The organism is Paenibacillus jilunlii, from assembly GCF_900102965.1.
In the GTDB taxonomy this organism is placed as follows: domain Bacteria; phylum Bacillota; class Bacilli; order Paenibacillales; family Paenibacillaceae; genus Paenibacillus_AQ; species Paenibacillus_AQ jilunlii.
Map to the genome: position 1 here is coordinate 465,637 of NZ_FNGM01000002.1, position 23,416 is coordinate 489,052.

Below are 23,416 nucleotides of genomic sequence, written 5' to 3' on the forward strand. Positions count from 1 at the left end.
CAACACAAATGGATCTGTATCATTAAGTACATGGACGCAGATTACAAATGACACCCCCCGAGCAATAATTCCCAATAGGCCCTTCTTTATAATTATCCTGGAGGGGTCAGGAAATTTTCTTTATTTTTGTTTCCTTAATACGCTTTATCATCAGGTATATTGAGAAAAAACAGCACAAAAAAAGCCATTTCTCCAAAACGGAAAAACGGCTTATTTTTGTGTGAATTTATTATATTTCACCAAAATCCCTATAGTATTAAGCTTTTCGTGAAGTATATGCTATTTATCCATTTGGACATGTGAATGGCTACTTTTAATCGGTAATATTCCTTTAAGCATGTCCAATGCCACCTTCTGTAATCTTTCTCAAAATTAATTTTTATTTTTCACTCACAGTGTAAAAGAGCCCCTGACACCAAGTAATAGGGATGGCGAGGCGGTCAATGACCGTACTCGCCATTTCTTTTATTGGAGGGAATCTTCACATGATCAATTTACAACAACTGAAACAACTCCGCAAGGCCCACCGTTACTCCTGCATTCAAATCAGCAATCTGCTGGGCTTCTCCAGTGCCAACGCTTATTGGCGAAAGGAAAAGGGGCTAACCGAATTGTCAGCCAATGAGCTGCTATTCCTCGCAACCCTTTACGATTGCCCTATCAATGAGCTTTTCACGGATACTCGCTCAGGAAGCACTTCTAAGGAGGTGCTGTAAATGAACATTCGTCTGATGCTGGATACCGAGAAGTTCACTGCCAAACCTACCAAGGATCAAGCAGGGAAAATCGTCAATCGAATCACACAACACCAAGCTTCCGTGACACTGGAGTTGCTTGCCCAAGCTATTACAGAAGGTAGAACCCATACACCCGCTACGTTTCAACCACCTTACGGAACTTACGGAGCAGCCCGTAAGAACAACGAGTGCTGGTCTTCCCAGCAAATCTTTGAACTGGACTTCGACGAGGGACTTTCCGTACAACAGTTCATGTTGTTATGTAATGAATACTCCATTCAACCTTCAATCGTATATCACACCTTTAGCAGCAGCCCCGAGCAGGAGAAGTTTCGGGTTATCTTTACTCTGGAACAACCAGTGACCGATTATCGAACCAGAGGCGTTATTCAGATTGCCCTAATGCGGCTGTTCCCACAATGTGATTCGGTATGCTCAGACGCTGCCAGACATTTCTACGGGGGCCCTGATATTGTTGTCTTCAACAATGAAGCACGGCTTGATATCCAGACCTTGATACAGGGCTATTGCTTCGCTGAGGACAATAACGGAAATGCTACGCGGAATATACGTTCATTTTGCCAACAGACGGGTCTGAATATGGTTAATGGATTGCCCGCAATCGCCTTCGGACCGACTGAGAAAATGACAGAAACGCCGCCAACTCTATTATTATATAATTATAGAGCTGGCGATAAAAACGTCATCTTGGAATTCAGTGTGTCCGAAGCGGAGATGAGAAGCAGTGTAAAAACCGGGAAACGCCAGCCTAAATATAATATCGAACAGATCAAAACAAAGGTCCGGACGAATGTTCGTCGTCGATTTGACTTCGACAGCCTCTACGAACGATGTCCCTTGTATCAAGAACTTCTCGATGGCAACCGCCGTCTTAGTCATCCAGAGCGGTTTGGAATAACAACTAATCTAGTCAATGTAGAAGGCGGGGAAAGCAGATTTGCACAAGGCTTATCTTCACGTGAAGATTATCACATCGAGAAGGGCTTATACGAATTTCGATACGCAGCCCGTCAAGGGTATAGCCCAATGGCATGTGAATCTTTCTGCCCATACTCAGGTACTTGCAGTCACAAGAACGTTATGTTGCAACAGACCGACTGTAAGCGTTGTGAGACCAGACGTGTTTCAACATCCTTGGATAAGTCATTGGAGGACGCAGAATTCGAACTGATGGATGCTTTCGAAAAAGCAAAGACAAGCGAAACTGGCTTGGTACATGTCATCAAGGCACCCACAGGTATTGGGAAAACCAAGCTCTACACCGAGTGTGATTTGGAAAACACAATGATCGTAGTTCCTACCCATAAACTTCGAGAAGAGGTGGCTCAAAAGTTGCTTGAAAACGGTGTTAAGTTCTGCAATGTCATCGAGCGTCCCCAACTCGACGATCAGGAAAAAGAACGTCTTATTCAAAGCTATACCAAGATTGGAGCTTATCATGAGGCCGGAAAGGTGTTTCAAGGATATGTCTTCCAAGCCAAATTGATGCAAGGCAAAAGACAACCGCTTTCTGCATGCCAACAGCAAGCCATTTTGTATCAGGAAGCAGTGGATCAGATACATAATGGTACAGCACAGACCATTTTGTGTACACATGATAGACTGCCGTACATTAGAACAAAGAACATTTCAACAGTCATCGTGGACGAAGACATCATGAGAACTGCTGTTATGAAGAGCGGCAGAGCTTATATGAACGATTTCCAGCACTTCTTGTCATACATTCTCATTAGTAACGAGTTGACTTCAACTCAGAAGACCACACTCAGCCAGCAATTCCAAGCTGTTATCAAAGACCTTGAGAACGCTACCCCGCATCGGGTTACCCCCGTCGGCACGTATTCCTTTGATACCAAACTTATAGCCAAAGTCATTAAAAACCACAGCGATTCTCTCCAATCCAACATGCTGGAGTTCTTGCAATCCAACTGCAATTTCATTAAATCTGCTGATGGTAAAAGCTTCGACTACAGAGTTAAAAGAGCTGATACCGTGTTCTCTAAAGATAAGAACTTCATCGTCTTGTCAGCAACCTGCTCTGAATACTTGTACAGTGTTCTGTTGAAGGAACGTCTGCGGTTCCATGATATCGGAATTGTGGAGCATAAAGGCAAGATTGAGCAGTATATCAAGAATGGGTATTCCCGAGCTTCGATAAAAAAGAATCCTGAGAAAGCATTCGCAGAGATCAGCGAGAAAGTCGGATCACTCCCGACTTTCTTCTACAAAGGTGCAACTGTGACTGAAGAATATGTCAAACTGGCTCAGAAATACAATATTAACGTAGTTGGATACTTTGGAAATACTGCGGGGTACGATGGTTTCAAAGGACAGGATATTGCTGTTGTGGGTACTCCTCATGTTACAAACAATGAGTACCTGCTAACTGCAGCGTGTCTGGGATACATGGCGGGACTTTCAGATCAAACTGCTCAATATCGTTTAACCGAACGTAACGGCTACGAGTTTTGGTTTAACACGTTCGAAAATGAGCTGATCCGTGAAATCCAGTTGTGGGAGATTGAAACGGAACTGATTCAGGCTGTTGGCCGAGCCAGAGCCATTCGTGAGAACTGCTCAGTGCTGATCTTATCAAACTATCCGATTCCTGGAGCCAGAATCAAAGAATTGGGAGAGGAAGTGTAAATACTGCTCCATGAGTGCCGTGGGAAAGCTCTTAGTAGACTCAGCAGGCATATTTGAAGAATACCCAACGTTCTGTATTGACGAAATGACCCAGCCTTAGTAACTATTATCCTAGGCCGGGTCTTTTGTCGCCTGAATATTTTCTACGATTATACATTTGATAATCAAAGAGTGATAGCCCCGAAGAGTAATTACTGTTATTCTTCTTTGAGAAACTCACTCATCCATTTCTTTTCTTCTTCGTTTTGCTTAAACTTATATTCAATTTCAGATATTTTGGTCCAATAAATATGATCATCAAAATAGTCATAAAATGTAACTTCACTAGTTACGAATAGACACCACATACAAACCTTAATCATGTTTAAATTTACTCTTAGTGGTTGTGTGACTTCTATGTGTTTTGTAATCCCATTAAGATCAGAATGAAGAGAACTAATATGTACAAAATGATTGCTTAATATACCTTGTAAGTACCCTAAATTAGGAATTAACTGCTTTCCATATCTTATTGTTTTGTTCACATCAAGTTTACCATCTAAATAAACCTGATGAGCATCTGGTTCCATAAGAAAATAAGCAACTGTGCTAATGGTCTCTATAACGGATCGAAGCAGCATACATGGTTGCAATGTATATCCAGTTCGTAACAATTCAACTGCCGCTTGAATTGTAATAGAAGCGTTCATCAATAATTTACTAGACGTTAATTTTAATTCACTTTCTTCTTGGTTTGCTCTAAAAAATCCATTACTAATCAAAAAAGTTGCTTTACTAAATAATTCACCCATTTGAGACAATTCATCATGGCATAATTTATCAAAAGATTTTCCTATTATATTTGAATCTCTTTGAATTCTCTTTTGTAGCATGTCATTCGAGTAAACTCGGATTTGATTGTTTTCATTGTCAATTACTGCTCCAAGAAAATTCCCCTCATGTATTCGTCCTTCTAAAAATTTTGTTTGTTTTATTTTCTTTTTCTTTTTTCTTTTCATATGTTTACTCCTTAAGAATGATTTTCCCTACTTAGAAGTCTCCGAAGGGGGGAGCCCTACGAGAACTCCGCTTTCGCCAGTATTTCCTGCTCCGATACTCCAGTTGCTTTGGCCTAAGTGGTAGTGGTGGCGATATTCAACTTGTTTTTTCAGCAGTGGCTCGCCAGCTTCCGTGAAAATGCGGTTAAGAAACGCTAGCAGCACATCCTTATTGTTCTCTCTGCCAAATATCCGTTTGAATATTAAATCTACACGCGGGTCCAGCAAATCCATCGGCATTGGCTCAATTCGTTTTTATTATAGCATTTCCCAAGGATTCCGAACCTTGCAAAGATGTGTAAAACTGCACAGATTGAATCAGGTTGTCGTTTGAAATATTTCAGATACGATTGTGCAGAGTAGACTAATTGAATAAAAGAGAAGCTTTGAAGACTTTAGAGAGGTAACTTGAGGAGTAGTCATAAGTAATCGAAGTGCGGATGATGAGGCATGGAGGGAAAAAACTCACTCCGAAGGGGATTGTATTTATCACTGGTTACGGAGCGGCCCAAACCTCCTGTCTCCGTATAGTCTCAGTGAAACTCACTGTATCCATTAACAACAAGCCCCAAAAACCGCGTAATGGCAAGCTTTTTAACCACCACTTATAGTCCAAAACAGCTGCTGAAATGAAAAAAGACACCGATTAGGTGTCTTCTACTTTACTCCATATGGAGCCGAGGGGAGTCGAACCCCTGTCCGAAGATAACGGCACATAAGTTTCTACGAGTGTAGTCACAGTTTTGATGTCACCCGAGTATCGCCCCGTAACCGGCTATACTTTGGGTCAGCCTGATTATCTTCTTCTGCTGACCCCAGGCGGAGACCAGACAGCGTATCCCACTACTTGTTAGCCCCTATCCCTGTCACATGGGCGATGCAGGGTAGAAGCACGCACACAGGTTATTAAGCTGCGAAAGCGTAGTTTGTTTGTTGTTTGCCGTTTAATAGGCTTTAGCGTTGATGAAGCGGACGCGTCCCCACTACTCGCTGCTCATGCTCGAACTACCCCCGTCGAATCCAAGAACGGCCCCTCATTAGAAAAGGGCGCTTCGGATCAAGCGGATCTTCCAGCAAGAGAGATCCAGGCAGCCTCTGTCTTAGAGGACTGTCACGAAGCAAAAATCTTACTTACACAGTATAGCACATTTATCAACACTTTAACACGTAGGTTAAAGGAATTGAAGGGCAGATCTGGAACGGCAGGAAGAGCCGGGCAATCGGCTTATCTGGCGATCTTTTGCTTCTCGCGCAGCGCACGCTGGATGTCGCGTTGAGCGTCTTTTTTGGCGGCGGTGTCGCGTTTGTCGTATTGCTTCTTCCCTTTACCCAGGCCGATCAGCAGCTTCGCATAGCCATTGCGCACATAGATCTTGAGCGGCACAATTGAGTAGCCTTCCTGCTTGGACTGGCCGAGCAGCTTGTGAATCTGTACCTTATGCATCAGCAGCTTACGTGTGCGCGTCGGATCAGAAGGGTTATTGCGGTTCCCCTGCTCAAAAGGGCTGATATGCATATTGTGCACATGAATCTCGCCATTCCGAATGGTGGCAAAAGCATCGCCAATGTTAGCTCGGCCGTTACGCAGCGACTTGATTTCGGTGCCGGTCAGCACCAAACCCGCTTCATAAGTGTCCTCGATAAAATAATCATGGGAAGCCTTTTTGTTCTGGGCGAGCACTTTCCCGTCTGCTTTTTTACCCATGAAAGTCACCCCTTGCATCAAATGTCCCGTTTGAACAGAGTCAAACGTCAGATCTATATTGTACCAAAAGCGCTTACGCTAACGCAAGAAAGGATGATCCACCGAACCGAACAGAAGCTCATCTATCTCTGCAATAATAGAGGAAAAGCTATGAAGGCACACACGTCTCATGCCAGTTTAGGAAAAAACACGGCTATGCTGTCCTTGGCTGGATAAGGTAGCCGTTTTTGATTTCAGTTAAGCGTTGTCTGGAGACCTTTCATAAATCCTACGGAAATTCCCAGTGGAAAAAGGGTCACTAATTTGCTTGAACACCCTGCTCTCCGCAGCCTAAGTTGGAAAAAGGATCACTAATTCAGCACATTTCGCTCCTGACGATGTAATATAGCCCAATTAAGTTTCCTTTTTCCACTTCAATCTCACAATTGTTGATTTTGGGGAGAAATAAGCTCCCTTTTTCCAACTAGCGGTTGTTCCCTTACTTTTTCGCCAGCACTAGTTTGTAAAAGGCAATTGAATCCGACAAAAAAAGCACTGCTCCCTCACACAGGAAGCAGTGCCTCTTATTGTACCCGGTTTACTCTTGTGTTTTTTTCTTCTTCTTCCGGCGGCCGCTGCCCTCAGCGTTGCCGCTCTTGTCGCTGCCCGGCGTTACGGAAGGGCTGATGAAGACGCCGCCCTTTTTCTTCTTTTTGCGGCGGCTCTTGCCTTCGCCGCCGCTGGCCGCTGCCCCGCTGCCGAGATCCTCGCGGCTGCGGAACCGCGTGCTGGCGTCCACGCCGCGCAGTTCGCTGGCCTGCTCTGCTCCGCCGGTGGGGGCGCCATAGCCGCCCTTGCCGGAGCCAAAGCCGAAGCTGATGCCGCGTCCCCCGGCACCGCCTCCGGCCTCACCGCTGCGGCTACGCCCGCCGCTGCGGTCCCGCTCCCGCGCCGCGCCGGCACCGCCAGCCTCGCCGCGGTTCACGGCCGCGAAGGCCCGGCGCGCTGCCTCTGCCGGGCCGCCGCCCCCGCGCTTGCCGCGGCCGCCAGCCGGCGCACCGCCGCTGGCTTCCTCCGCTGCGCGGGGAGCTTCCCCGGCGCGTGCCACCGCGCCGGCCTTGCCCTTGCCGGCATGTGCTGCGCCGCCGGCCTTGCCCCGGCCCGCTGCTGCGCTGCCGGGCTTGCCTTTCCCGCCGGCGCGGCCCTTGCCGCCGGCTTTGGCTCCCGGCGGCTTGGCGAAGCCGCCGCCCGTGCGGCCACCCTTGCCGCCGCGCCCGCCATAACTGCGGTGCTCGCCTGCCGCGCGCGGCTTCATGTCGACCAGCTCGAAGTCAATCGTATGGTCGTCCATGTTGACCTTGGCGACACGGATCTTCACCTCGTCGCCAATACGGAACACCTTCGAGGTGCGCTCGCCAATGAGCGCCATATGGGCTTCGTCGAAGTGGTAATAATCATCGCTTAGCGCGCTGAGGCGGATTAAGCCTTCGACGGTATTTTCCAGCTCGATGAACATCCCGAAGCTGGTTACGCTGCTGACCATGGCGTCGAATTCCTCGCCAACCTTGTCCTGCATAAACTCAGCTTTCTTGAGCTGCTCCGTATCCCGTTCAGCCTCTACCGCTACACGTTCGCGTTCAGAGGACTGCTGGGCGATCTCCGGCATCCGGCTGGAGAGATATTCATGGCGTTTCTCTGTCAGCGCTCCGCCGTTCTCAATAACCTCCCGCATGACGCGGTGAATAACAAGGTCGGGATACCGCCGGATCGGCGATGTGAAATGGGAATAAAATTCCGCTGCCAGCCCGAAGTGGCCTGTGCTCTCCGCATCATACTTCGCCTGTTTCATGGAGCGCAGCATCATGGTACTGATGACGGTCTGTTCCTTCGTCCCTTGGATCTGCTCCAGCAGATCCTGCAGCGCGCGCGGATGCACCGAATTGCCCCGGCCTTTGACATGATAGCCAAAGTTCGCCGCAAAAGCCATGAAGTTCTGCAGCTTCTCCGGGTCCGGATCCTCGTGAATCCGGTACAGGAACGGCACCTTCAGCCAGTGGAAATGCTCTGCGACAGTTTCGTTAGCCGCCAGCATGAACTCCTCGATAATCTGCTCGGCCACGGAACGCTCGCGTTTCACGATATCTATAGCCTTGCCGTTCTCATCGACGATAATTTTGCTCTCTTCGAAGTCGAAATCAACTGCACCTCGGCGCATCCGCGCACCACGCAGCTTCATCGCCAGCTCTTTCATCAGGCGGAAATCCTCAATCAGCGGACTATAACGCTCCAGCAGCTCGGGATCTTCGTCTTCAACGATTTTGCGGACATCCGAGTAGGTCATTCTTTCCTTCGTACGGATAACGCTCGTAAAGACATCATGCTTCACGACCTTCATATGCTCGTCGAATTCCATCTCACAGGACATCGTCAGCCGGTCCACCTTGGGATTCAAGCTGCAGATGCCGTTCGACAAACGATGCGGCAGCATCGGGATAACCCGGTCCACCAGATACACGCTGCACCCGCGGTCAAAAGCTTCCTTATCTAGCTCAGACCCTTCACGCACATAATAACCGACGTCCGCAATATGAACGCCCAGCTTGTAGTGGCCGTTCTCCAGACGCGATACGTTCACGGCATCATCCAGATCCTTGGCGTCCGCGCCGTCAATAGTGACAATGTTCAGCCCGCGCAGATCGCGGCGTCCCTGCTGGATAATTTCTTCCTCCGTGATTGAGTCAGGAGCCTGCTCCGCTTCACGCATCACTTCAGCCGGAAAAGCCTCCGGGAGCTGATGCTTCCGGATCACCGACAGAATATCTACACCCGGATCATCTTTATGGCCCAGGATCTCTATGATTTCCCCCTCCGCCGCAGCCCGGCCTTCCGGGTAATTTACAATGCGGACAACGACCTTTTCCCCGTCAACCGCACCCTTGAAGGATTGCTTTGGAATAAAAATATCCCGGTTAATCCGCTTATCATCAGGCAGCACAAAACCATAGGTCTCCAGGCTCTGGAACACACCCACAGTCTGCAGCACCCCTCTTTTGACGATCCGCACAACTTCGCCTTCCATACGCCCGCCGGACGGGCTTCGCGAGGTAATGCGCACCAGCACGATATCGCCGTTCATCGCACCTTTCAGATCATTGGCATTAATATAAATATCGGGATGATCACGGTCATCGGGAATCAGAAAAGCAAACCCTTTCGCATGAGCCTGTACACGTCCCCGCACCAAATCCATTCGTTCCGGTACCCCATAGCGGGCATTCCGGGTTAGTATCATTCTTCCATCCTGCTCAAGTGCAAGCAGCAGTTCCTCGAACGCTTTGAACGACTCGCTGTCCTCTAATGCGAAATGGCTCACCAGTTCGTCATAAGTGAGCGGCTTATAAGCGGTCTCCCGCATAAAATTCAGTAATTGTTCCTGTGTTATCAACTTCGTCACCTCGGCCCTCCGCAGCATTTCGTATACCGCTGGCATATATGTATGTCTTGTCCTATAATGCCTGTGTGTATTCCAGTAAATTTTACCTATATATACTCATACCCTAGTATACACGAAATTAATCCCAGGCATCCCTGTAATGATCAACCGAAGGTTAACGGAAACACAATATTTACTTATTCAAAATAAAAAAGCCTCTGCCCCATTCCATTCAGAACAGAGCAAAGGCTTAATGTAAGCTATCTAGTCAACCAGAACGGCCACAAGAATTGACATAATGAAAAATCCTGCTGCCAGTCCAACTGTTACACGCTGCAGTACGAGTTCCATACCACGTGCTTTTGTTTTACCAAAGAGATGCTCAGCACCGCCGGAGATGGCACCGGAAAGACCTGCGCTTTTCCCTTTTTGCAGAAGAACGACCGCAATTAGACCGACGGAAAAAATCAGGAGCAATACTTTCAAAAAGATATCCATTCACTTCCACCTCCTACGTCCAAGCATCACTATCTATGCTAATTTAAGTTTTACGTTTCATAAACAGCATTTTAATTTTATCATAGCCATAGAACGAATACAACTATACAAACCGAGATCTCCTTATAACTTTAGTGATTTCTCAGGTTTGTCTCTTGAACGAGCCCAGAAACAGCAATAGCAGCAAGGAGATCACAATAATAGGCACGGAAAAGAAGGCATATCCGATTCCCTCCCAGCCTCCAATTACGGAAAAGCTGCAAACCAGCAAAACAACACCGCCTATTAACCCTATCAACCCTGGATAAAAAACAATGCCCTTCATCTGGTGTCCGCTTCGGGACAGCAACCAGCTGATCAGTACCAGGAGCACTCCAACCCCTATACCGGCTATAACGGCGTTCATCATCCCACTCCTTCCATTTATATACTATTATAGAATACCTTCTCAGCGGATAGGATGCAAAAAAGAGCCTGCCCATAAGGCAGACTCTTTAGAAAGCTTAGCTCAAAAGCAATTATCTTTTGAGGTTGTAGAAGGATTTCAGGCCGTTGTATTGAGCCAATTCACCCAGTTCATCTTCGATGCGGAGCAATTGGTTGTATTTAGCGATACGGTCTGTACGGGAAGGAGCACCTGTTTTGATCTGGCCGGCATTGGTTGCCACGGCGATATCAGCGATAGTGCTGTCTTCGGACTCACCGGAACGGTGGGAGATTACAGCAGTGTAGCCTGCGCGTTTTGCCATTTCAATCGCATCGAAAGTTTCAGTCAAAGTACCGATTTGGTTAACTTTGATCAGAATGGAGTTACCAATGCCTTCTTCGATCCCTTTGTTCAGACGTTCAGTGTTGGTTACGAACAGGTCATCACCAACGAGCTGGATTCTGTTGCCCAATTTTTCAGTGAGCAGTTTCCAGCCTTCCCAGTCATCTTCGGAGCAGCCATCTTCGATGGTGATGATTGGGTATTTGTCAGCCCAAGAAGTGAGCAGGTCAACGAATTCAGCTGGAGTGAAGGATTTGCCTTCGCCTTCCAGGTGGTATTTACCGTCTTTGAAGAACTCGGTAGAAGCAACGTCCATACCCAGGAATACATCAACGCCTGGTTTGTAGCCGGCTTTTTCGATAGCTTCCATGATGGAGGACAATGCATCTTCATTGGAAGTGAAGTTAGGAGCGAATCCGCCTTCGTCGCCAACTGCAGTGTTCAGGCCTTTGCCTTTCAGTACGGATTTCAGAGCGTGGAAGATTTCAGCGCCTGTACGCAGAGCTTCTTTGAAGCTAGGTGCACCAACCGGCAGAACCATGAACTCTTGTACGTCAACGTTGTTGTCGGCATGTGCGCCGCCGTTCACGATGTTCATCATTGGAACTGGAAGCTGTTTCGCGTTAAATCCGCCCAGGTATACATACAAAGGCACATCCAGAGCTGCTGCTGCAGACCGGGCTACGGCCATGGATACTGCCAGAATTGCGTTCGCACCCAATTTGCCTTTGTTGTGAGTGCCATCCAGGGTGATCATCAGTTTGTCGATGCCCAGCTGGTCAAGAGCGTCCATACCGATTACTTCTGGAGCAATGATCTCGTTCACGTTCTCAACAGCTTTCAGAACGCCTTTGCCCAGGTAGCGGTTTTTGTCTTCGTCACGAAGCTCTACAGCTTCGTGAGCGCCAGTGGAAGCGCCGGAAGGAACGATTGCGCGGCCTTTAGCACCGGATTCCAGATAAACGTCAACCTCTACAGTAGGGTTACCACGGGAGTCGAGGACTTCGCGAGCGTACACATCAGAAATAATAGTCATGTAAGTTAATCTCCTTTTAATATCGGTTATAGTCTTGCAGATATTGCCGGGTACTGCTTATTTGCGGCTGGCAATCATGGATTGTCCGGTCATTTCCGCAGGCTGCGGAAGTCCCATCAGATCCAAGATTGTAGGTGCCACATCTGCGAGAATACCGGATTCACGCAGTACAACATTTTCAGTCGTTACGATGAAAGGAACCGGGTTGGTGGTGTGAGCCGTGAACGGACGTCCCTGCTCGTCAAACACCATATCCGCATTACCGTGGTCGGCAATGATGATGGCAACGCCGCCTTTGGCAACTACTGCATCCACAACCTTGCCCACGCACTCATCCGTAACTTCTACAGCCTTGATGGTTGGTTCCAGCATGCCGGAGTGTCCTACCATATCAGGGTTCGCAAAGTTAAGGATAATGGCATCCTGTCTGTCCGCTTCGATTTCCGCTACGCAGGCCGCCGCCACTTCGTATGCGCTCATCTCCGGCTTAAGATCATAGGTTGCCACTTTCGGGGAGTTGATCAGGATGCGGGTTTCGCCTGAAAGCTCCTCATCACGTCCGCCGCTGAAGAAGAAGGTTACGTGCGGATATTTTTCGGTTTCCGCGATACGCAGCTGCTTCTTATTCTGCTGCACAAGCACTTCACCCAGCGTATTGTCCAGGTTCTTCGGCGAGTATGCCACGTAGCCCTGAACCGTTTCACTGAAGGTAGTCAAGCATACAAAATGCAGGTTTTGCGGGAACAAGGGACCCCGGTCGAAGCCGCGGAAATCCGAGTTCGTGAATACCTGCGACAGCTGAATGGCACGGTCCGGGCGGAAGTTGAGGAATACGACGGAATCGCCGCTCTCTACAGTCGCTGTCGGTTTGCCTTCGCTGTTCACAATCACGCTAGGCTCAACAAATTCATCGTACACAGAGTTCTGGTAGGATGCAGTGATCGCCTGCAGTGCGTCGGTATATTGCGGTCCTTCGCCGTAAACCATCGCGCGGTAAGCCTTCTCTACACGTTCCCAGCGTTTGTCACGGTCCATCGCGAAATAACGTCCGGATACTGTAGCGATCTTGCCTACGCCTACTTCCTCAATCTTGGCGATCAGATCCTGAACGAACTTCTGTCCGCTGTCAGGAGGTACATCGCGTCCATCCATGAAAGCGTGGATATACACTTCGTGCATATCTTCTTTCTTGGCCAGATCGAGCATGGCAAACAAATGACTAATATGGCTATGTACCCCTCCGTCGGATACCAGCGCATACAGGTGAAGCTTTTTCCCGGTTGACTTGGCGCTTCTTACAGCGGCAACCAGAGTTTCGTTCTCAAAGAATTCCCCGTCACGAATCGACTTGTCGATACGGGTCAGGTCCTGGTACACAATCCGGCCGGCTCCGATGTTAAGGTGACCCACTTCGGAGTTACCCATCTGTCCTTCCGGCAGACCCACAGCTTCGCCGCAAGCGGTCAGCGTGGTGTTCGGATACTGCTTCAGGTAACGGTCATAGTTCGGTTTGTTGGCTTGGGCAACAGCGTTGCCTTCAGTCGTATTGCGCAGACCGAAACCATCCATGATGATCAAAGCAACAGGTTTGGGTGCTGACATCCTTACTTCGCCCCCTCAACCAATGAAACGAACGAAGCAGGCTGCAGGCTGGCACCGCCGACGAGCGCGCCGTCGATGTCGCTTTGACTCATGTACTCCGTAACATTCTCCGGCTTCACACTGCCTCCGTATTGGATACGTACTGCTTCAGCCGTCGCCTCATCGTACAGGTCTTTTACAAGCGTACGGATATAGGCGATAACTTCGTTAGCATCCTGGGAAGTGGAGGATTTGCCTGTTCCGATAGCCCAGATAGGCTCATAGGCAATGACAACACTTGCCGCCTGTTCAGCACTAAGGCCGGCAAACGCGCCTTCGGTTTGAACTTTGCAGACAGCTTTCGTCTGGTCAGCTTCACGCTCTTCGAGCTTTTCGCCTACACAGACAATTGGAGTAATGCCGTGGCGGAATGCCGCATGCATCTTCTTGTTCACGATTTCGTCCGTTTCGCCAAAGTATGCACGGCGTTCGGAGTGGCCGATGATCACATAATCTACGCCAAGGTCCTTCAGCATTACGCCGCTGATTTCGCCTGTGTAGGCTCCGTTATCTTCGAAGTGCAGGTTCTGTGCGCCAATCTTGATGCTGGTGCCCTTTGCCGCTGCAACCAGTGCAGGCAGGTTCGTGAACGGCGCGCAGATTACGGTCTCTACGCCTTTCACTTCGGCCTGGCCTTTGACTTCAGCGAAAAAGCCTTCCGCTTCGGGAACTGTTTTGAACATCTTCCAGTTACCGGCGATAATAGGTGTTCTGCTCATAGTAATGAATTGCCTCCTTCTACCTTCTACGTCTTACTTGTCGTTCAGTGCTTCAACGCCAGGGAGCGCTTTGCCTTCCATGAACTCCAGTGATGCGCCGCCGCCAGTGGAAATGTGATCCATTTGGTCAGCCAGGTGGAATTTCTCTGCTGCAGCTGCGGAATCTCCGCCGCCGATGACAGTGTAGCCTTCTGTAGTCGCGCAAGCCTTGGCTACAGCGATTGTACCTTCGGCAAAAATATCGATTTCGAATACGCCCATCGGTCCGTTCCAAACCACCAGTTTGGAGTTTTTGATGATGTCGGCATAAATTTCACGAGTTTTAGGACCGATGTCCAGACCTTCCCAGCCAGCCGGGATATCCGTTACATCTACAATTTTGGTGTTGGCATCCGCACCGAACTTGTCAGCAACAACAACGTCAACCGGAAGTACGAAGTTTTTGCCCAGTTTTTTGGCCTTCTCGATGAATCCGAGAGCCGCATCGATCTTATCGTTGTCTACCAGCGAGTTACCGATTTCGTAACCTTGAGCTTTGGTGAACGTGTAGGACAGGCCGCCGCCGATCAGAACGTTGTCAGCCAGAGTCAGCAGGTTGTCGATAACGTCAATTTTGTCTTTCACTTTAGATCCGCCGATGATGGCAGTGAAAGGACGTTCCGGATTGGAAAGAGCTTTGCCCAGAACATTCAGTTCTTTCTCCATCAGCAGGCCCGATACAGCCGGCAGGAAGTGAGCGATGCCTTCTGTGGAGGCATGTGCACGGTGAGCCGCGCCAAATGCGTCATTGACGAAAAGGTCAGCCAGTTCTGCGAACTGCTTAGCCAGTTCAGGATCGTTCTTTTCTTCGCCCGGATAGAAGCGGACATTCTCAAGCACAAGCACATCGCCATCTTTCAGTTCAGCGATTTTTGCTTTTACAGCTTCGCCGATTGCTTCATCAGCCTTAGCCACCGGTTTGCCGAGCAGCTCGGACAGACGCACAGCAGCAACAGTAAGACGCATGGAATCTACGAATTGGCCTTTAGGACGGCCCATGTGGCTGGCCAGAATGACCTTTGCACCGTTCTCAATCAGGTATTTAATCGTTGGAAGGGTTTCGCGGATACGGGTATCATCAGTGATCTTCCCGTCTTCCACTGGCACGTTGAAATCGACACGCACAAATACGCGTTTGCCTTTTACTTCTACATCACGGACACTTTTTTTGTTCATGATTACTTTTCCTCCACACCCAAAATTGGTCATTCACGAATCCATTTAGAAAGAGCGGAAACAAGGAACTTCTGTTTCCGCTCTATAGATGCCGCTTATGGGAAATCGATATTACTTAGCCAGCTTAGCGAAGTGTTCCAAAGTGCGAACGAGCTGTGCAGTGTAGGACATTTCATTGTCGTACCAAGCAACGGTTTTTACCAGTTGTTTGTCGCCAACAGTCATAACCTTAGTCTGTGTAGCATCGAACAGGGAACCGAAAGTCATTCCTTTGATGTCGGAAGATACGATTTCATCTTCTGTGTAGCCATAAGTATCAGGATCGGAAGCTGCTTTCATAGCTGCATTCAGTTCTTCAACAGTAACGTTCTTTTCAAGAACAGTAACCAGCTCAGTCAGGGAACCGGTAGCTACAGGCACACGTTGTGCTGCGCCGTCCAGTTTGCCTTTCAGTGCTGGAATTACCAGACCGATAGCTTTAGCAGCACCAGTGGTGTTAGGAACGATGTTCTCAGCAGCAGCGCGGGCGCGTCTGAAGTCGCCTTTAGCGTGTGGAGCATCCAGTGTGTTCTGGTCGCCAGTATAAGCGTGGATGGTAGTCATCAAGCCTTCAACGATGCCGAACTTGTCGTTCAGGACTTTTGCCATTGGAGCCAGGCAGTTAGTTGTGCAAGATGCGCCGGAAATTACAGTTTCAGTACCATCCAGGATGTCATGGTTAACGTTGTATACAACGGTCTTCATGTCGCCGGTAGCCGGAGCGGAGATTACTACTTTTTTAGCTCCGCCTTTCAGGTGCTTCTCAGCTGCTTCTTTAGTTGTGAAGAAGCCTGTGCACTCCAGAACGATGTCAACGCCGAGGTCGCCCCAAGGCAGTTCTTCCGGGTTGCGGTTCGCCAGAACCTTAACTTCTTTGCCGTTCACTTTGAAGAAGCCGTCATGTACTTCAACGTCTCCCTGGAATTTACCTTGAGTTGTATCATATTTAAGCAAATGAGCAAGCATCTTAGCATCAGTCAAGTCGTTGATTGCTACCACTTCGATACCTTCTACATTTTGAATACGGCGGAATGCAAGGCGTCCAATACGTCCAAAACCGTTAATACCAACTTTTACACTCATTGAATAGTTCCTCCTAGATTTCGTTTTATTTATTCAAGACAAGCCGTTAAGCTTGTCAAGACAACAATGTTAAGTATAATGCATAATACCTTCGCTTGCTCCCCATATATTGGAAGCTATAGGGCCGTATGATTCTGATTGTCAATTTCCTTGCCAATTTCGACAGCAGCCGCCTCATCGGTAACGAGTATATCCTCCTGTCCAAAGCGCAGCATTGCATGAATCGCCTTGGCCTTGCGTTTGCCGCCGGCAATACCGATAACCACTTCGGTGCGGATAATATCTTCCAGACGGAGTCCCATAGTCAGCATGGTATGAACAACCTGACCCTCTTCGTTAAAATAATAGCCGAACGATTCAGCAACCGCTCCTTCTCCCCGGATTTCCGAGATGGTGGCCTCATCCAGCTTACGGCGGCGGGTCATTTCAATGGCATCTCCAATACCATGCACAATAATACGCGATCTGCGGATGATTTGCACGATCTCCCCAATGTTGAAGTCAAGCGCCAATGACTGGTACGCATCTTCACTTAGTAAATCAGGTACATGGAGGAGGCGGTAATTGGCTCCAATCCTCTTGGCCATTGTTGAAGCAATCGTATTGGCCTGAATTTCCATGCTCTCACCCAGCCCTCCACGCGCCGGGACAACCCAGGCATTCTTATAGGAAAGGGGGATTGGTGGTGTGAGCTGGTCTGCCATTTCAGCGAGTGTTGAACCCCCGGTAACGGCAACAGTATCTTCGGAACGCAGTACGCCGAGCAATGCTTTGGCTCCCGCACGTCCCAGTTCACGCTTGGTGAACAGCGACGTTTCGCAATCACCGGGTACAACAATAACTTTGTTCAGACCATACGTTGTACGAATTTTCTCCTCCAGATCATCCAGGCCAAACAGGCTCTTGGCGATTGGCTCCAGCAGGTCAAGCAGTCTGCGTCCGGCATCGCTTACGCGCATGCCTACGCTCTCGATCTCAATGAGCCCTTGCGATTTCAGAAGATCCGTCTCGGCGCGCAGTACCCGCTCGGTCATATCAAGCGAAGCGGCCAGCGTTCTGCGCCCAATAATATCGGACAGCATGATCTGATGCAGAATCGTGTAACGTCTCTTAAGGGTTTCCATGAGATCAGGCAGAAGCTGCTTTTGGATTTCTAATAAATTACGCATGCTTTCACTCCTGCAACTTCGTCTTCCTCTTATTCCCTTGTCCATGGTCTTAAAACGTCCCGGGTTAACTTTTTAAGTCCCACCCATATTCTACCCAAATATCACGCGGAGTGCAAGTCTTCCGAGAGTATAATTCTCAACCTCTTTTCATCTTATACATCTGCCCCATGAAGGAAAGTGCTGAAAGTCCTGCGACCCGCATATATAAGCCCGGTCCAAACTACCTTCACAACGCTGATAGACACCAATGGAGGGCCTGAAGAAGATATTTTTGCAGCAGCAGAATTAATCCGTTGCAATTGAGCCATAAATAGATTATAATAATTTTTGTTGCGCCCGTGGTCCAATGGATATGACGTAGGCCTCCGAAGCCTGAGATCCAAGTTCGATTCTTGGCGGGCGCGCCATTAATTTCTTTTTTGTACATATTTTAGCAGCATCCACTTATAGTATTTAACCAAAGAGCCGCTGATTGGCTCTTTTTTTATTAACTAAGTTTGACTTTCTTTGACTTTTTGTTTGAATTTGTTTATCATGTGGTTATTACGGTAACAGTAACAATGAACACATTCGAAGAACCAATTCAAGGAGGTTTTCCACGTGAGTTATATTCCTATGGTAGTAGAACAGAGCAACCGCGGCGAGCGCGCTTATGACATCTATTCCCGCCTGCTGAAGGACCGCATCATTTTCCTCGGAACGGAGGTTAATGACGTGGTAGCCAATTCCATCATCGCACAAATGCTCTTCCTGGCTGCTGAGGATCCGGATAAGGACATTCACCTGTATGTGAACAGCCCTGGCGGTTCCATTACAGCCGGAATGGCTATATTTGATACAATGCAGTACATCAAACCGGATGTTTCCACGATTTGTGTGGGCATGGCCGCATCCATGGGAGCCTTCCTGCTGAATGCCGGTGCCAAGGGCAAACGCTTCGCGCTGCCAAACAGTGAGATTATGATTCACCAGCCGCTGGGCGGTGCTCAAGGACAGGCTACGGACATCGAAATCCGGGCCCGCCGTATCCTTAAGCTTCGCGACAAGCTGAACCGTATCCTGGCAGAACGTACCGGCCAGCCGCTGGAACGCATTGAGAAGGATACAGACCGCGACTACTTCATGAGTGCTGTTGATGCAGCTGAATATGGCATTGTCGATAAGGTTATTGAGAAGACACTTCCTTCAGGCGTATAATTCAAGCGCATCACAAAGAGGCTGCCCAGACCATTGGTCTGGTGCAGCCTCTTCTGTGTCTGCGTTACTGTATGTCATCCCAGCCGCCCGTACCCCAGAGAATCCAGTTTACCGGCAATTACACGGTAACCTCTTCCATTCGGATGCACATGATCCAGGGACAGCAGACTCCGCTCATTGCCGGCAAACTCATGATAAATGGAGGCAAACCCGCATACACTGCTGCTGTAGCCTGCAGCAAAGGCGTTAAACTGGCGCACCCAGTCTGTCGCTTCCGTTAGCTGAGGATAGGGATTATAAAGTCCTACTATACGGATGATGTAGGGCAGGCGGCTGCCGTTCTTCAATTGCCGGAGCGAACCCATAATCTCACCGAAATTTCTTTTGCATTCGCGAAGCGCCCGTGCCAGCGCAGGAGACAGGTCACGCGGACGAAATGACACAGCTTTGGCTGCCCTGATCAGATCGTTCCCGCCGATCGACATAGTAATGATCTCTGCATCCCGGAGGGATTGGCGGAATATGGGGTCCCTGTTCAGACGCTGCTCCAGCGCAGCCGTAGTTAATCCATTGATGCCAAGATTCACAGCCCCGACGGGCACACGCAGCCGTCCCTCAGCCATTCTGCGGTACACCGGCACAAATCCGTTGCCAGGCAGCGCCCCGAATCCGGTCGTCAAGGAATCGCCAATGGCCGTGTACTGATAGCTCATCTCTTTTTTCCTCCCCGCAATAAGCTGGTTTCTCTTTAGCTTATGAACAGGAAAGGCATTAGGTAACCGGAAGGTGTCCATACACGGCATCTGCGGAGCGGGCTAAGCTGTCCTTTTTATCAGAAATTGTTCTATTTCAACCCCGCGAACGGGCTGCTGCCGGCCGGCAGCAATTCCTTAAAGGTGAACTCAAACTGAGGGAATCCGGCAGCATATGCAGTGTATTCATAAAGTTGGAAGAAGACGACCATCTTCCCGTCTTTCACGTAAAAGTTCTTCTCTGTGTTAAGGCCGTTGAAACCGCCAAGGTAGCCGCCGTCCGCCTTAATCAGCTTGGACAGCTTGGCATTCAGCTCTTTTTTGTAGTTAGGGTTGGCCTTCAGCACATCCCCGATAAGCAGACGTTTGCCGTCCTTCAGAGAGAAGGTGAACGAATTGCGGTAGGTCATGCCATGAGCCCCTCCGGTATACTCATACTGCTGCGTAATGAGACTTAGAATACCGTCCTGGTTGTAAGTGACCACGTATCCGCCGTCGTACTCATATGGCCGGTCATCTGAAGATTTGTTCGCAATTTCTTTTTCCGCTTCGGCTGCAAACTTGGTAAAGGTCTGCTTGATCGTGTCATTGATCGTTTTCTGCGCCGCGGCATTCGCCAGTCCGGACACTTGCGGGTAATCCAGCTTGACCGGTGCGTCTTTATGGTCCTTGACGATGCTCTCCGTCTTGATGGTGATCGCATTTTGCGGTTTGCTGACCACATTCAGCCGGCCCGAAGCCGCGTTCCAATCCCCTTTGTATCCCAGAAAATCGCTGACCAGGTCAAACGGAACGAACAGCCGGTTATTGATATTTTTGCCTTCATACTCATTAAGATAAAAGTTGTTGACCGAGATTGAATTCTCGTACTCGGAGACTGTCAGCTTAACCTTAGATGTTCCTTTGCCGATCGTATAAGCTTTTTCCGCTTTATCATAGGTAAAAGGCATGCCCAGGGCATCCCGCAGAAAAGTGACCGGAACCCAGACTTTACCCTCCCGCACAATACCGGTCTGCGGGGTGATCGTCCCGTTCACCTTCAGCACAACCAGGGATTGATCGGCTTTGGACTGCACCGCCGCTGCTGCAGCCTGGCCGGCCTCGGCGGGCAACAGCCCTCCGCTGAGCAAAATTCCTGCGGCCACAATGCCTGCGCCCCATTTACGGGCCTGCTTCTTATTGATGTTCTTCATAATAGTATCCCCTTCCGCTGGTATGTTGATAGTCTTGATGTGATCTCCATAATATCGGGTAACAGCCTGCTTGCTGCCCCCCATTCACTCTACCCATTATAAAGATAATTGGTATAGCGGTTGTTACAAAGCCCTTTACAATTTTTTAAGCTTCGCCGGTGATTTCAGGTCTGCTTATTACATTTCTTTAAACAAAATGATAGATTTCGCAACCATCGCAGCAAACATATAAAAAGAGGCACTGCTCTCCGCTGTACCCAGCAGAAGAAGCGCCTCTTAGGAGTTTTGTTTATTTCAGCTCATACATTACGCTAAGCTGGGTTGAGACTCTGACTTCCCCGGGTTCAACGTAGGTGCCGCCGGCTGCATCTGCCGATGATTTGGCCATCGCTGCATTCTCCATATACACGACCGGATGATTACCATCATCGCTCTGAGTGACCGTAATCACCTGGCCCAGGCTCCGCTTAGCTGCTTTGGCAATGACTCCGGCTTTTGCATCCGCATTCGCCATAGCTTTCTCAATCACCTGTGCTTCTAAGGCGGAAGGATCTTCGATGGCAAATTGGGTATTTCCGATGTTGTTCGCTCCTGCCGCGGAAGCTGCATCGAGCAGCTGTCCAACCTTGTTCAGATCACGATAGGTGACCTTCAGCGAATGCTGGGCAATATAGCCCTTGATCTGTTGACCCTCTTTTTCAGTATAAGTGTAGTTCGGCTGCACGATGAATTGTGTGCTCTGAATGTCCTTGTCTGCAATGCCCCAAGTCGTCTTCAGCAATGCTGAAATCTTACTAATCTTGGCTCCAATGGTCTTCTGTGCTTCTTCTGCCGTTGCTGCCGTAGCGTTAACCCCGATGGACAGATAGACGACATCCGGCTTGAGCGAAAGTTCACCCTTGCCGACGACACTCACAACGTTTCTCTGGACATCCTCGGCGGCGTAAGCCTTTTCAGGACCTTGAATCACTCCGCCCAAAGCCATACCTCCAATCATCAAACTTCCTGCCAGCATTACTGCTCCGAGCTTTTTGCTCCATGCCTTCATGTTTGCCATCCCCTTTCGTTAATTGTAATTGTTGTTGGTACTCTCTAGACGGAGTGGCTTGGCAAAAGTTGCATAGCGGCTATCAGTTGCTTCAAAAAAATTTATTCCCCACAAAGGCTTGTCTATACCCGGATATTAAAAAAAGCCCCGAAGGGGCCTTTCGTCACACCATTTAAAAGTACGGTCCTGCAACAAATTACTGGTTCTCAAGCTCTTCTTTGCTGACAAGACTTGTCAAAGCGGTTACAGCTTGATCCGCATCGGCGCCATCCGCGCTGATAAAAATCTCCGTGCCGGAACTGATCGCCAGGCTCATAATACCCATGATGCTTTTAGCGTTCACTTTTTTATCGTCTTTTTCCACGAAAATCTCCGACGAGAATTTGTTAGCTTCCTGCACGAACAATGCTGCCGGCCGAGCGTGAAGCCCCGTCTTCAACCGTACAACTACCGGGTGCTTTGTCATGAAACGCTTACCCCCTATTTGAGATCTGCCCAAAAATTTCACATTAATTTTATAATATTATATCATTATAACCTCAACCACACTAGAAAAAAAATATTCAGCCCCCTCGGACCTTATCCGCCAGCTCGTCAATTTTGCGCAGACGGTGGTTTACCCCGGATTTACTGACCGTACCCTTCAGCATTTCGCCGACTTCCTTAAGGTTAATATCCGGGTGTGCCAGTCTGATCTCGGCTACCTCGCGCAGCTTATCCGGCAGACTTTCCAGTCCCACTTCACGCTGCAGCAGCTTGATATTCTCGATCTGCCGCACGGCCGCGCTGATGGTCTTGTTGAGGTTGGCCGTTTCGCAGTTGACGATCCGGTTAACGGAATTGCGCATATCGCGCATAATCCGCACATCCTCGAACTTGAACAACGCTTGATGGGCGCCGATCAGACTCAGGAACTCGATAATCTTCTCGCCTTCCTTGATGTACAGAATGAAGCCCTTTTTACGCTCGATGCAGCGGGCATTCAGATGAAACTCACCCGCCAGCTCCACCAGAGCCTTGCAGTGCTCCTCATACATCGAAGCGATCTCCAGATGGTAGGAAGATCCTTCCGGATTGTTGACCGACCCTCCAGCCATAAATGCCCCGCGCAGATAAGCGCGCTTGCAGCAGTTCTTGCCGATAATCTCCGGATCGATCCCATCGGTGAAGATGAAGCCCTCGGAGACGATCCGCAGGTCCTTAAGAATCTCCTGGACACGGCTTGGAATTCGGACAATATAAACGTTATTCTTCTTCAAACGCATTTTTTTACGCACGAGCAGCTCGATATGGACCTGGTAATATTTCTTAAGTAAAGAATATACCCGCCTTGCAATCGCGGCGTTCTCCGTCGAAATGTCGAGAACTACCTTTTTGCTTGAAAGCTGCACTGAACCGTTCATCCGGATCAGCGCGGACATCTCCGCTTTCTCGCAGCAAGGCTGGCTCTCCACCATCGTCAGCTCTTTTTTGGTAAGGGCCGCAAAAGACAAGGGGCT

20 protein-coding genes, 1 tRNA gene and 1 other RNA gene are annotated in these 23,416 nt (G+C 49.0%); 4 read left to right on the top strand and 18 right to left on the bottom strand.

Features of this window, described 5'->3' with window-relative positions; all coding sequences use genetic code 11:
* The first annotated feature begins 485 nt into the window (after positions 1–485).
* Together BLQ82_RS06825 and BLQ82_RS06830 are read left to right on the top strand one after the other, a co-directional pair.
* A complete protein-coding gene (locus tag BLQ82_RS06825) occupies positions 486–716 on the top strand; it encodes a helix-turn-helix domain-containing protein (RefSeq protein ID WP_062523637.1) in 231 nt (76 codons plus the stop codon).
* Complete coding sequence (locus BLQ82_RS06830; protein ID WP_062523638.1) at positions 717–3,404, top strand: hypothetical protein; 2,688 nt, start codon at positions 717–719, stop codon at positions 3,402–3,404.
* 197 nt (positions 3,405–3,601) lie between these two features.
* On the opposite strand, the gene BLQ82_RS06835 is transcribed toward BLQ82_RS06830, so the two are convergent.
* The 13 genes from BLQ82_RS06835 to BLQ82_RS06895 form a co-directional block, all read right to left on the bottom strand.
* The gene (locus BLQ82_RS06835) at positions 3,602–4,402 is read right to left on the bottom strand and encodes a hypothetical protein (protein WP_062523639.1); all 801 of its coding nucleotides are present in this window, start codon (positions 4,400–4,402) and stop codon (positions 3,602–3,604) included.
* 27 nt (positions 4,403–4,429) lie between these two features.
* On the bottom strand, positions 4,430–4,675 hold the full coding sequence (locus BLQ82_RS32950; RefSeq protein ID WP_062523640.1) for a PD-(D/E)XK nuclease family transposase: 246 nt from the start codon (positions 4,673–4,675) through the stop codon (positions 4,430–4,432).
* A 435-nt stretch (positions 4,676–5,110) separates the two neighbouring features.
* Positions 5,111–5,475: a transfer-messenger RNA gene (ssrA, locus tag BLQ82_RS06845) on the bottom strand.
* A 191-nt stretch (positions 5,476–5,666) separates the two neighbouring features.
* A complete protein-coding gene (gene smpB / locus BLQ82_RS06850) occupies positions 5,667–6,146 on the bottom strand; it encodes an SsrA-binding protein SmpB (RefSeq protein ID WP_020427771.1) in 480 nt (159 codons plus the stop codon).
* A gap of 577 nt (positions 6,147–6,723) precedes the next feature.
* A complete protein-coding gene (gene rnr, locus BLQ82_RS06855; RefSeq protein WP_062523682.1) occupies positions 6,724–9,570 on the bottom strand; it encodes a ribonuclease R in 2,847 nt (948 codons plus the stop codon).
* A 252-nt stretch (positions 9,571–9,822) separates the two neighbouring features.
* Positions 9,823–10,056, bottom strand: coding sequence for a preprotein translocase subunit SecG (gene secG / locus BLQ82_RS06860; RefSeq protein ID WP_020425581.1), 234 nt, complete (start codon positions 10,054–10,056; stop codon positions 9,823–9,825).
* A gap of 142 nt (positions 10,057–10,198) precedes the next feature.
* Complete coding sequence (locus BLQ82_RS06865; protein WP_082722676.1) at positions 10,199–10,465, bottom strand: YesK family protein; 267 nt, start codon at positions 10,463–10,465, stop codon at positions 10,199–10,201.
* Between the two features lie 109 nt (positions 10,466–10,574).
* Positions 10,575–11,861: a phosphopyruvate hydratase gene (gene eno / locus BLQ82_RS06870; RefSeq protein ID WP_062523642.1), complete on the bottom strand. Its 1,287-nt coding sequence runs from the start codon at positions 11,859–11,861 to the stop codon at positions 10,575–10,577.
* Positions 11,862–11,918: 57 nt separating this feature from the next.
* Positions 11,919–13,463, bottom strand: coding sequence for a 2,3-bisphosphoglycerate-independent phosphoglycerate mutase (gene gpmI / locus BLQ82_RS06875; protein ID WP_062523643.1), 1,545 nt, complete (start codon positions 13,461–13,463; stop codon positions 11,919–11,921).
* 2 nt (positions 13,464–13,465) lie between these two features.
* The gene (tpiA, locus tag BLQ82_RS06880; RefSeq protein WP_062523644.1) at positions 13,466–14,221 is read right to left on the bottom strand and encodes a triose-phosphate isomerase; all 756 of its coding nucleotides are present in this window, start codon (positions 14,219–14,221) and stop codon (positions 13,466–13,468) included.
* Positions 14,222–14,254: 33 nt separating this feature from the next.
* Entirely contained in the window at positions 14,255–15,436 is a 1,182-nt protein-coding gene (locus BLQ82_RS06885) for a phosphoglycerate kinase (RefSeq protein WP_062523645.1), read from the bottom strand.
* 111 nt (positions 15,437–15,547) lie between these two features.
* Positions 15,548–16,558 carry a type I glyceraldehyde-3-phosphate dehydrogenase gene (gene gap, locus BLQ82_RS06890; protein WP_025704348.1) on the bottom strand — a complete coding sequence of 337 codons (1,011 nt, stop codon included), beginning with the start codon at positions 16,556–16,558 and terminating at the stop codon, positions 15,548–15,550.
* A gap of 116 nt (positions 16,559–16,674) precedes the next feature.
* On the bottom strand, positions 16,675–17,727 hold the full coding sequence (locus tag BLQ82_RS06895; RefSeq protein WP_062523646.1) for a sugar-binding transcriptional regulator: 1,053 nt from the start codon (positions 17,725–17,727) through the stop codon (positions 16,675–16,677).
* 332 nt (positions 17,728–18,059) lie between these two features.
* Here BLQ82_RS06895 and BLQ82_RS06900 point away from each other — a divergent pair.
* Both BLQ82_RS06900 and clpP read left to right on the top strand, forming a co-directional pair.
* Positions 18,060–18,134, top strand: a tRNA-Arg gene (locus BLQ82_RS06900).
* Between the two features lie 193 nt (positions 18,135–18,327).
* Positions 18,328–18,924, top strand: a complete 597-nt coding sequence (gene clpP, locus BLQ82_RS06905) for an ATP-dependent Clp endopeptidase proteolytic subunit ClpP (RefSeq protein ID WP_025704350.1) — start codon at positions 18,328–18,330, stop codon at positions 18,922–18,924.
* Positions 18,925–18,998: 74 nt separating this feature from the next.
* Here clpP and BLQ82_RS06910 read toward each other — a convergent pair whose 3' ends face one another.
* The 5 genes from BLQ82_RS06910 to whiA all read right to left on the bottom strand — a co-directional run bounded on the left by BLQ82_RS06910 (position 18,999) and on the right by whiA (position 23,410).
* Positions 18,999–19,637, bottom strand: a complete 639-nt coding sequence (locus BLQ82_RS06910) for a GDSL-type esterase/lipase family protein (RefSeq protein ID WP_062523647.1) — start codon at positions 19,635–19,637, stop codon at positions 18,999–19,001.
* A gap of 131 nt (positions 19,638–19,768) precedes the next feature.
* Positions 19,769–20,869 carry a PdaC/SigV domain-containing protein gene (locus BLQ82_RS06915; RefSeq protein ID WP_062523648.1) on the bottom strand — a complete coding sequence of 367 codons (1,101 nt, stop codon included), beginning with the start codon at positions 20,867–20,869 and terminating at the stop codon, positions 19,769–19,771.
* A gap of 289 nt (positions 20,870–21,158) precedes the next feature.
* Positions 21,159–21,917, bottom strand: a complete 759-nt coding sequence (locus tag BLQ82_RS06920) for an SIMPL domain-containing protein (RefSeq protein ID WP_062523649.1) — start codon at positions 21,915–21,917, stop codon at positions 21,159–21,161.
* A 196-nt stretch (positions 21,918–22,113) separates the two neighbouring features.
* The gene (locus BLQ82_RS06925; RefSeq protein WP_020425593.1) at positions 22,114–22,383 is read right to left on the bottom strand and encodes an HPr family phosphocarrier protein; all 270 of its coding nucleotides are present in this window, start codon (positions 22,381–22,383) and stop codon (positions 22,114–22,116) included.
* A 97-nt stretch (positions 22,384–22,480) separates the two neighbouring features.
* Complete coding sequence (gene whiA, locus BLQ82_RS06930; RefSeq protein WP_020425594.1) at positions 22,481–23,410, bottom strand: DNA-binding protein WhiA; 930 nt, start codon at positions 23,408–23,410, stop codon at positions 22,481–22,483.
* Between the last annotated feature and the right edge of the window lie 6 nt (positions 23,411–23,416).

What these genes read in the sequence shown, in the direction of transcription:
- BLQ82_RS32950 (WP_062523640.1), bottom strand. Translation starts at nt 4,675, where the DNA reads ATGGATTTGCTGGACCCGCGTGTAGATTTAATATTCAAACGGATATTT.
- BLQ82_RS06885 (WP_062523645.1), bottom strand. Translation starts at nt 15,436, where the DNA reads ATGAACAAAAAAAGTGTCCGTGATGTAGAAGTAAAAGGCAAACGCGTA.
- BLQ82_RS06865 (WP_082722676.1), bottom strand. Translation starts at nt 10,465, where the DNA reads ATGATGAACGCCGTTATAGCCGGTATAGGGGTTGGAGTGCTCCTGGTA.
- BLQ82_RS06825 (WP_062523637.1), top strand. Translation starts at nt 486, where the DNA reads ATGATCAATTTACAACAACTGAAACAACTCCGCAAGGCCCACCGTTAC.
- gap (WP_025704348.1), bottom strand. Translation starts at nt 16,558, where the DNA reads ATGAGTGTAAAAGTTGGTATTAACGGTTTTGGACGTATTGGACGCCTT.
- tpiA (WP_062523644.1), bottom strand. Translation starts at nt 14,221, where the DNA reads ATGAGCAGAACACCTATTATCGCCGGTAACTGGAAGATGTTCAAAACA.
- eno (WP_062523642.1), bottom strand. Translation starts at nt 11,861, where the DNA reads ATGACTATTATTTCTGATGTGTACGCTCGCGAAGTCCTCGACTCCCGT.
- smpB (WP_020427771.1), bottom strand. Translation starts at nt 6,146, where the DNA reads ATGGGTAAAAAAGCAGACGGGAAAGTGCTCGCCCAGAACAAAAAGGCT.
- BLQ82_RS06830 (WP_062523638.1), top strand. Translation starts at nt 717, where the DNA reads ATGAACATTCGTCTGATGCTGGATACCGAGAAGTTCACTGCCAAACCT.
- BLQ82_RS06835 (WP_062523639.1), bottom strand. Translation starts at nt 4,402, where the DNA reads ATGAAAAGAAAAAAGAAAAAGAAAATAAAACAAACAAAATTTTTAGAA.
- BLQ82_RS06915 (WP_062523648.1), bottom strand. Translation starts at nt 20,869, where the DNA reads ATGAAGAACATCAATAAGAAGCAGGCCCGTAAATGGGGCGCAGGCATT.
- gpmI (WP_062523643.1), bottom strand. Translation starts at nt 13,463, where the DNA reads ATGTCAGCACCCAAACCTGTTGCTTTGATCATCATGGATGGTTTCGGT.
- secG (WP_020425581.1), bottom strand. Translation starts at nt 10,056, where the DNA reads ATGGATATCTTTTTGAAAGTATTGCTCCTGATTTTTTCCGTCGGTCTA.
- BLQ82_RS06910 (WP_062523647.1), bottom strand. Translation starts at nt 19,637, where the DNA reads ATGAGCTATCAGTACACGGCCATTGGCGATTCCTTGACGACCGGATTC.
- BLQ82_RS06920 (WP_062523649.1), bottom strand. Translation starts at nt 21,917, where the DNA reads ATGAAGGCATGGAGCAAAAAGCTCGGAGCAGTAATGCTGGCAGGAAGT.
- BLQ82_RS06925 (WP_020425593.1), bottom strand. Translation starts at nt 22,383, where the DNA reads ATGACAAAGCACCCGGTAGTTGTACGGTTGAAGACGGGGCTTCACGCT.
- BLQ82_RS06895 (WP_062523646.1), bottom strand. Translation starts at nt 17,727, where the DNA reads ATGCGTAATTTATTAGAAATCCAAAAGCAGCTTCTGCCTGATCTCATG.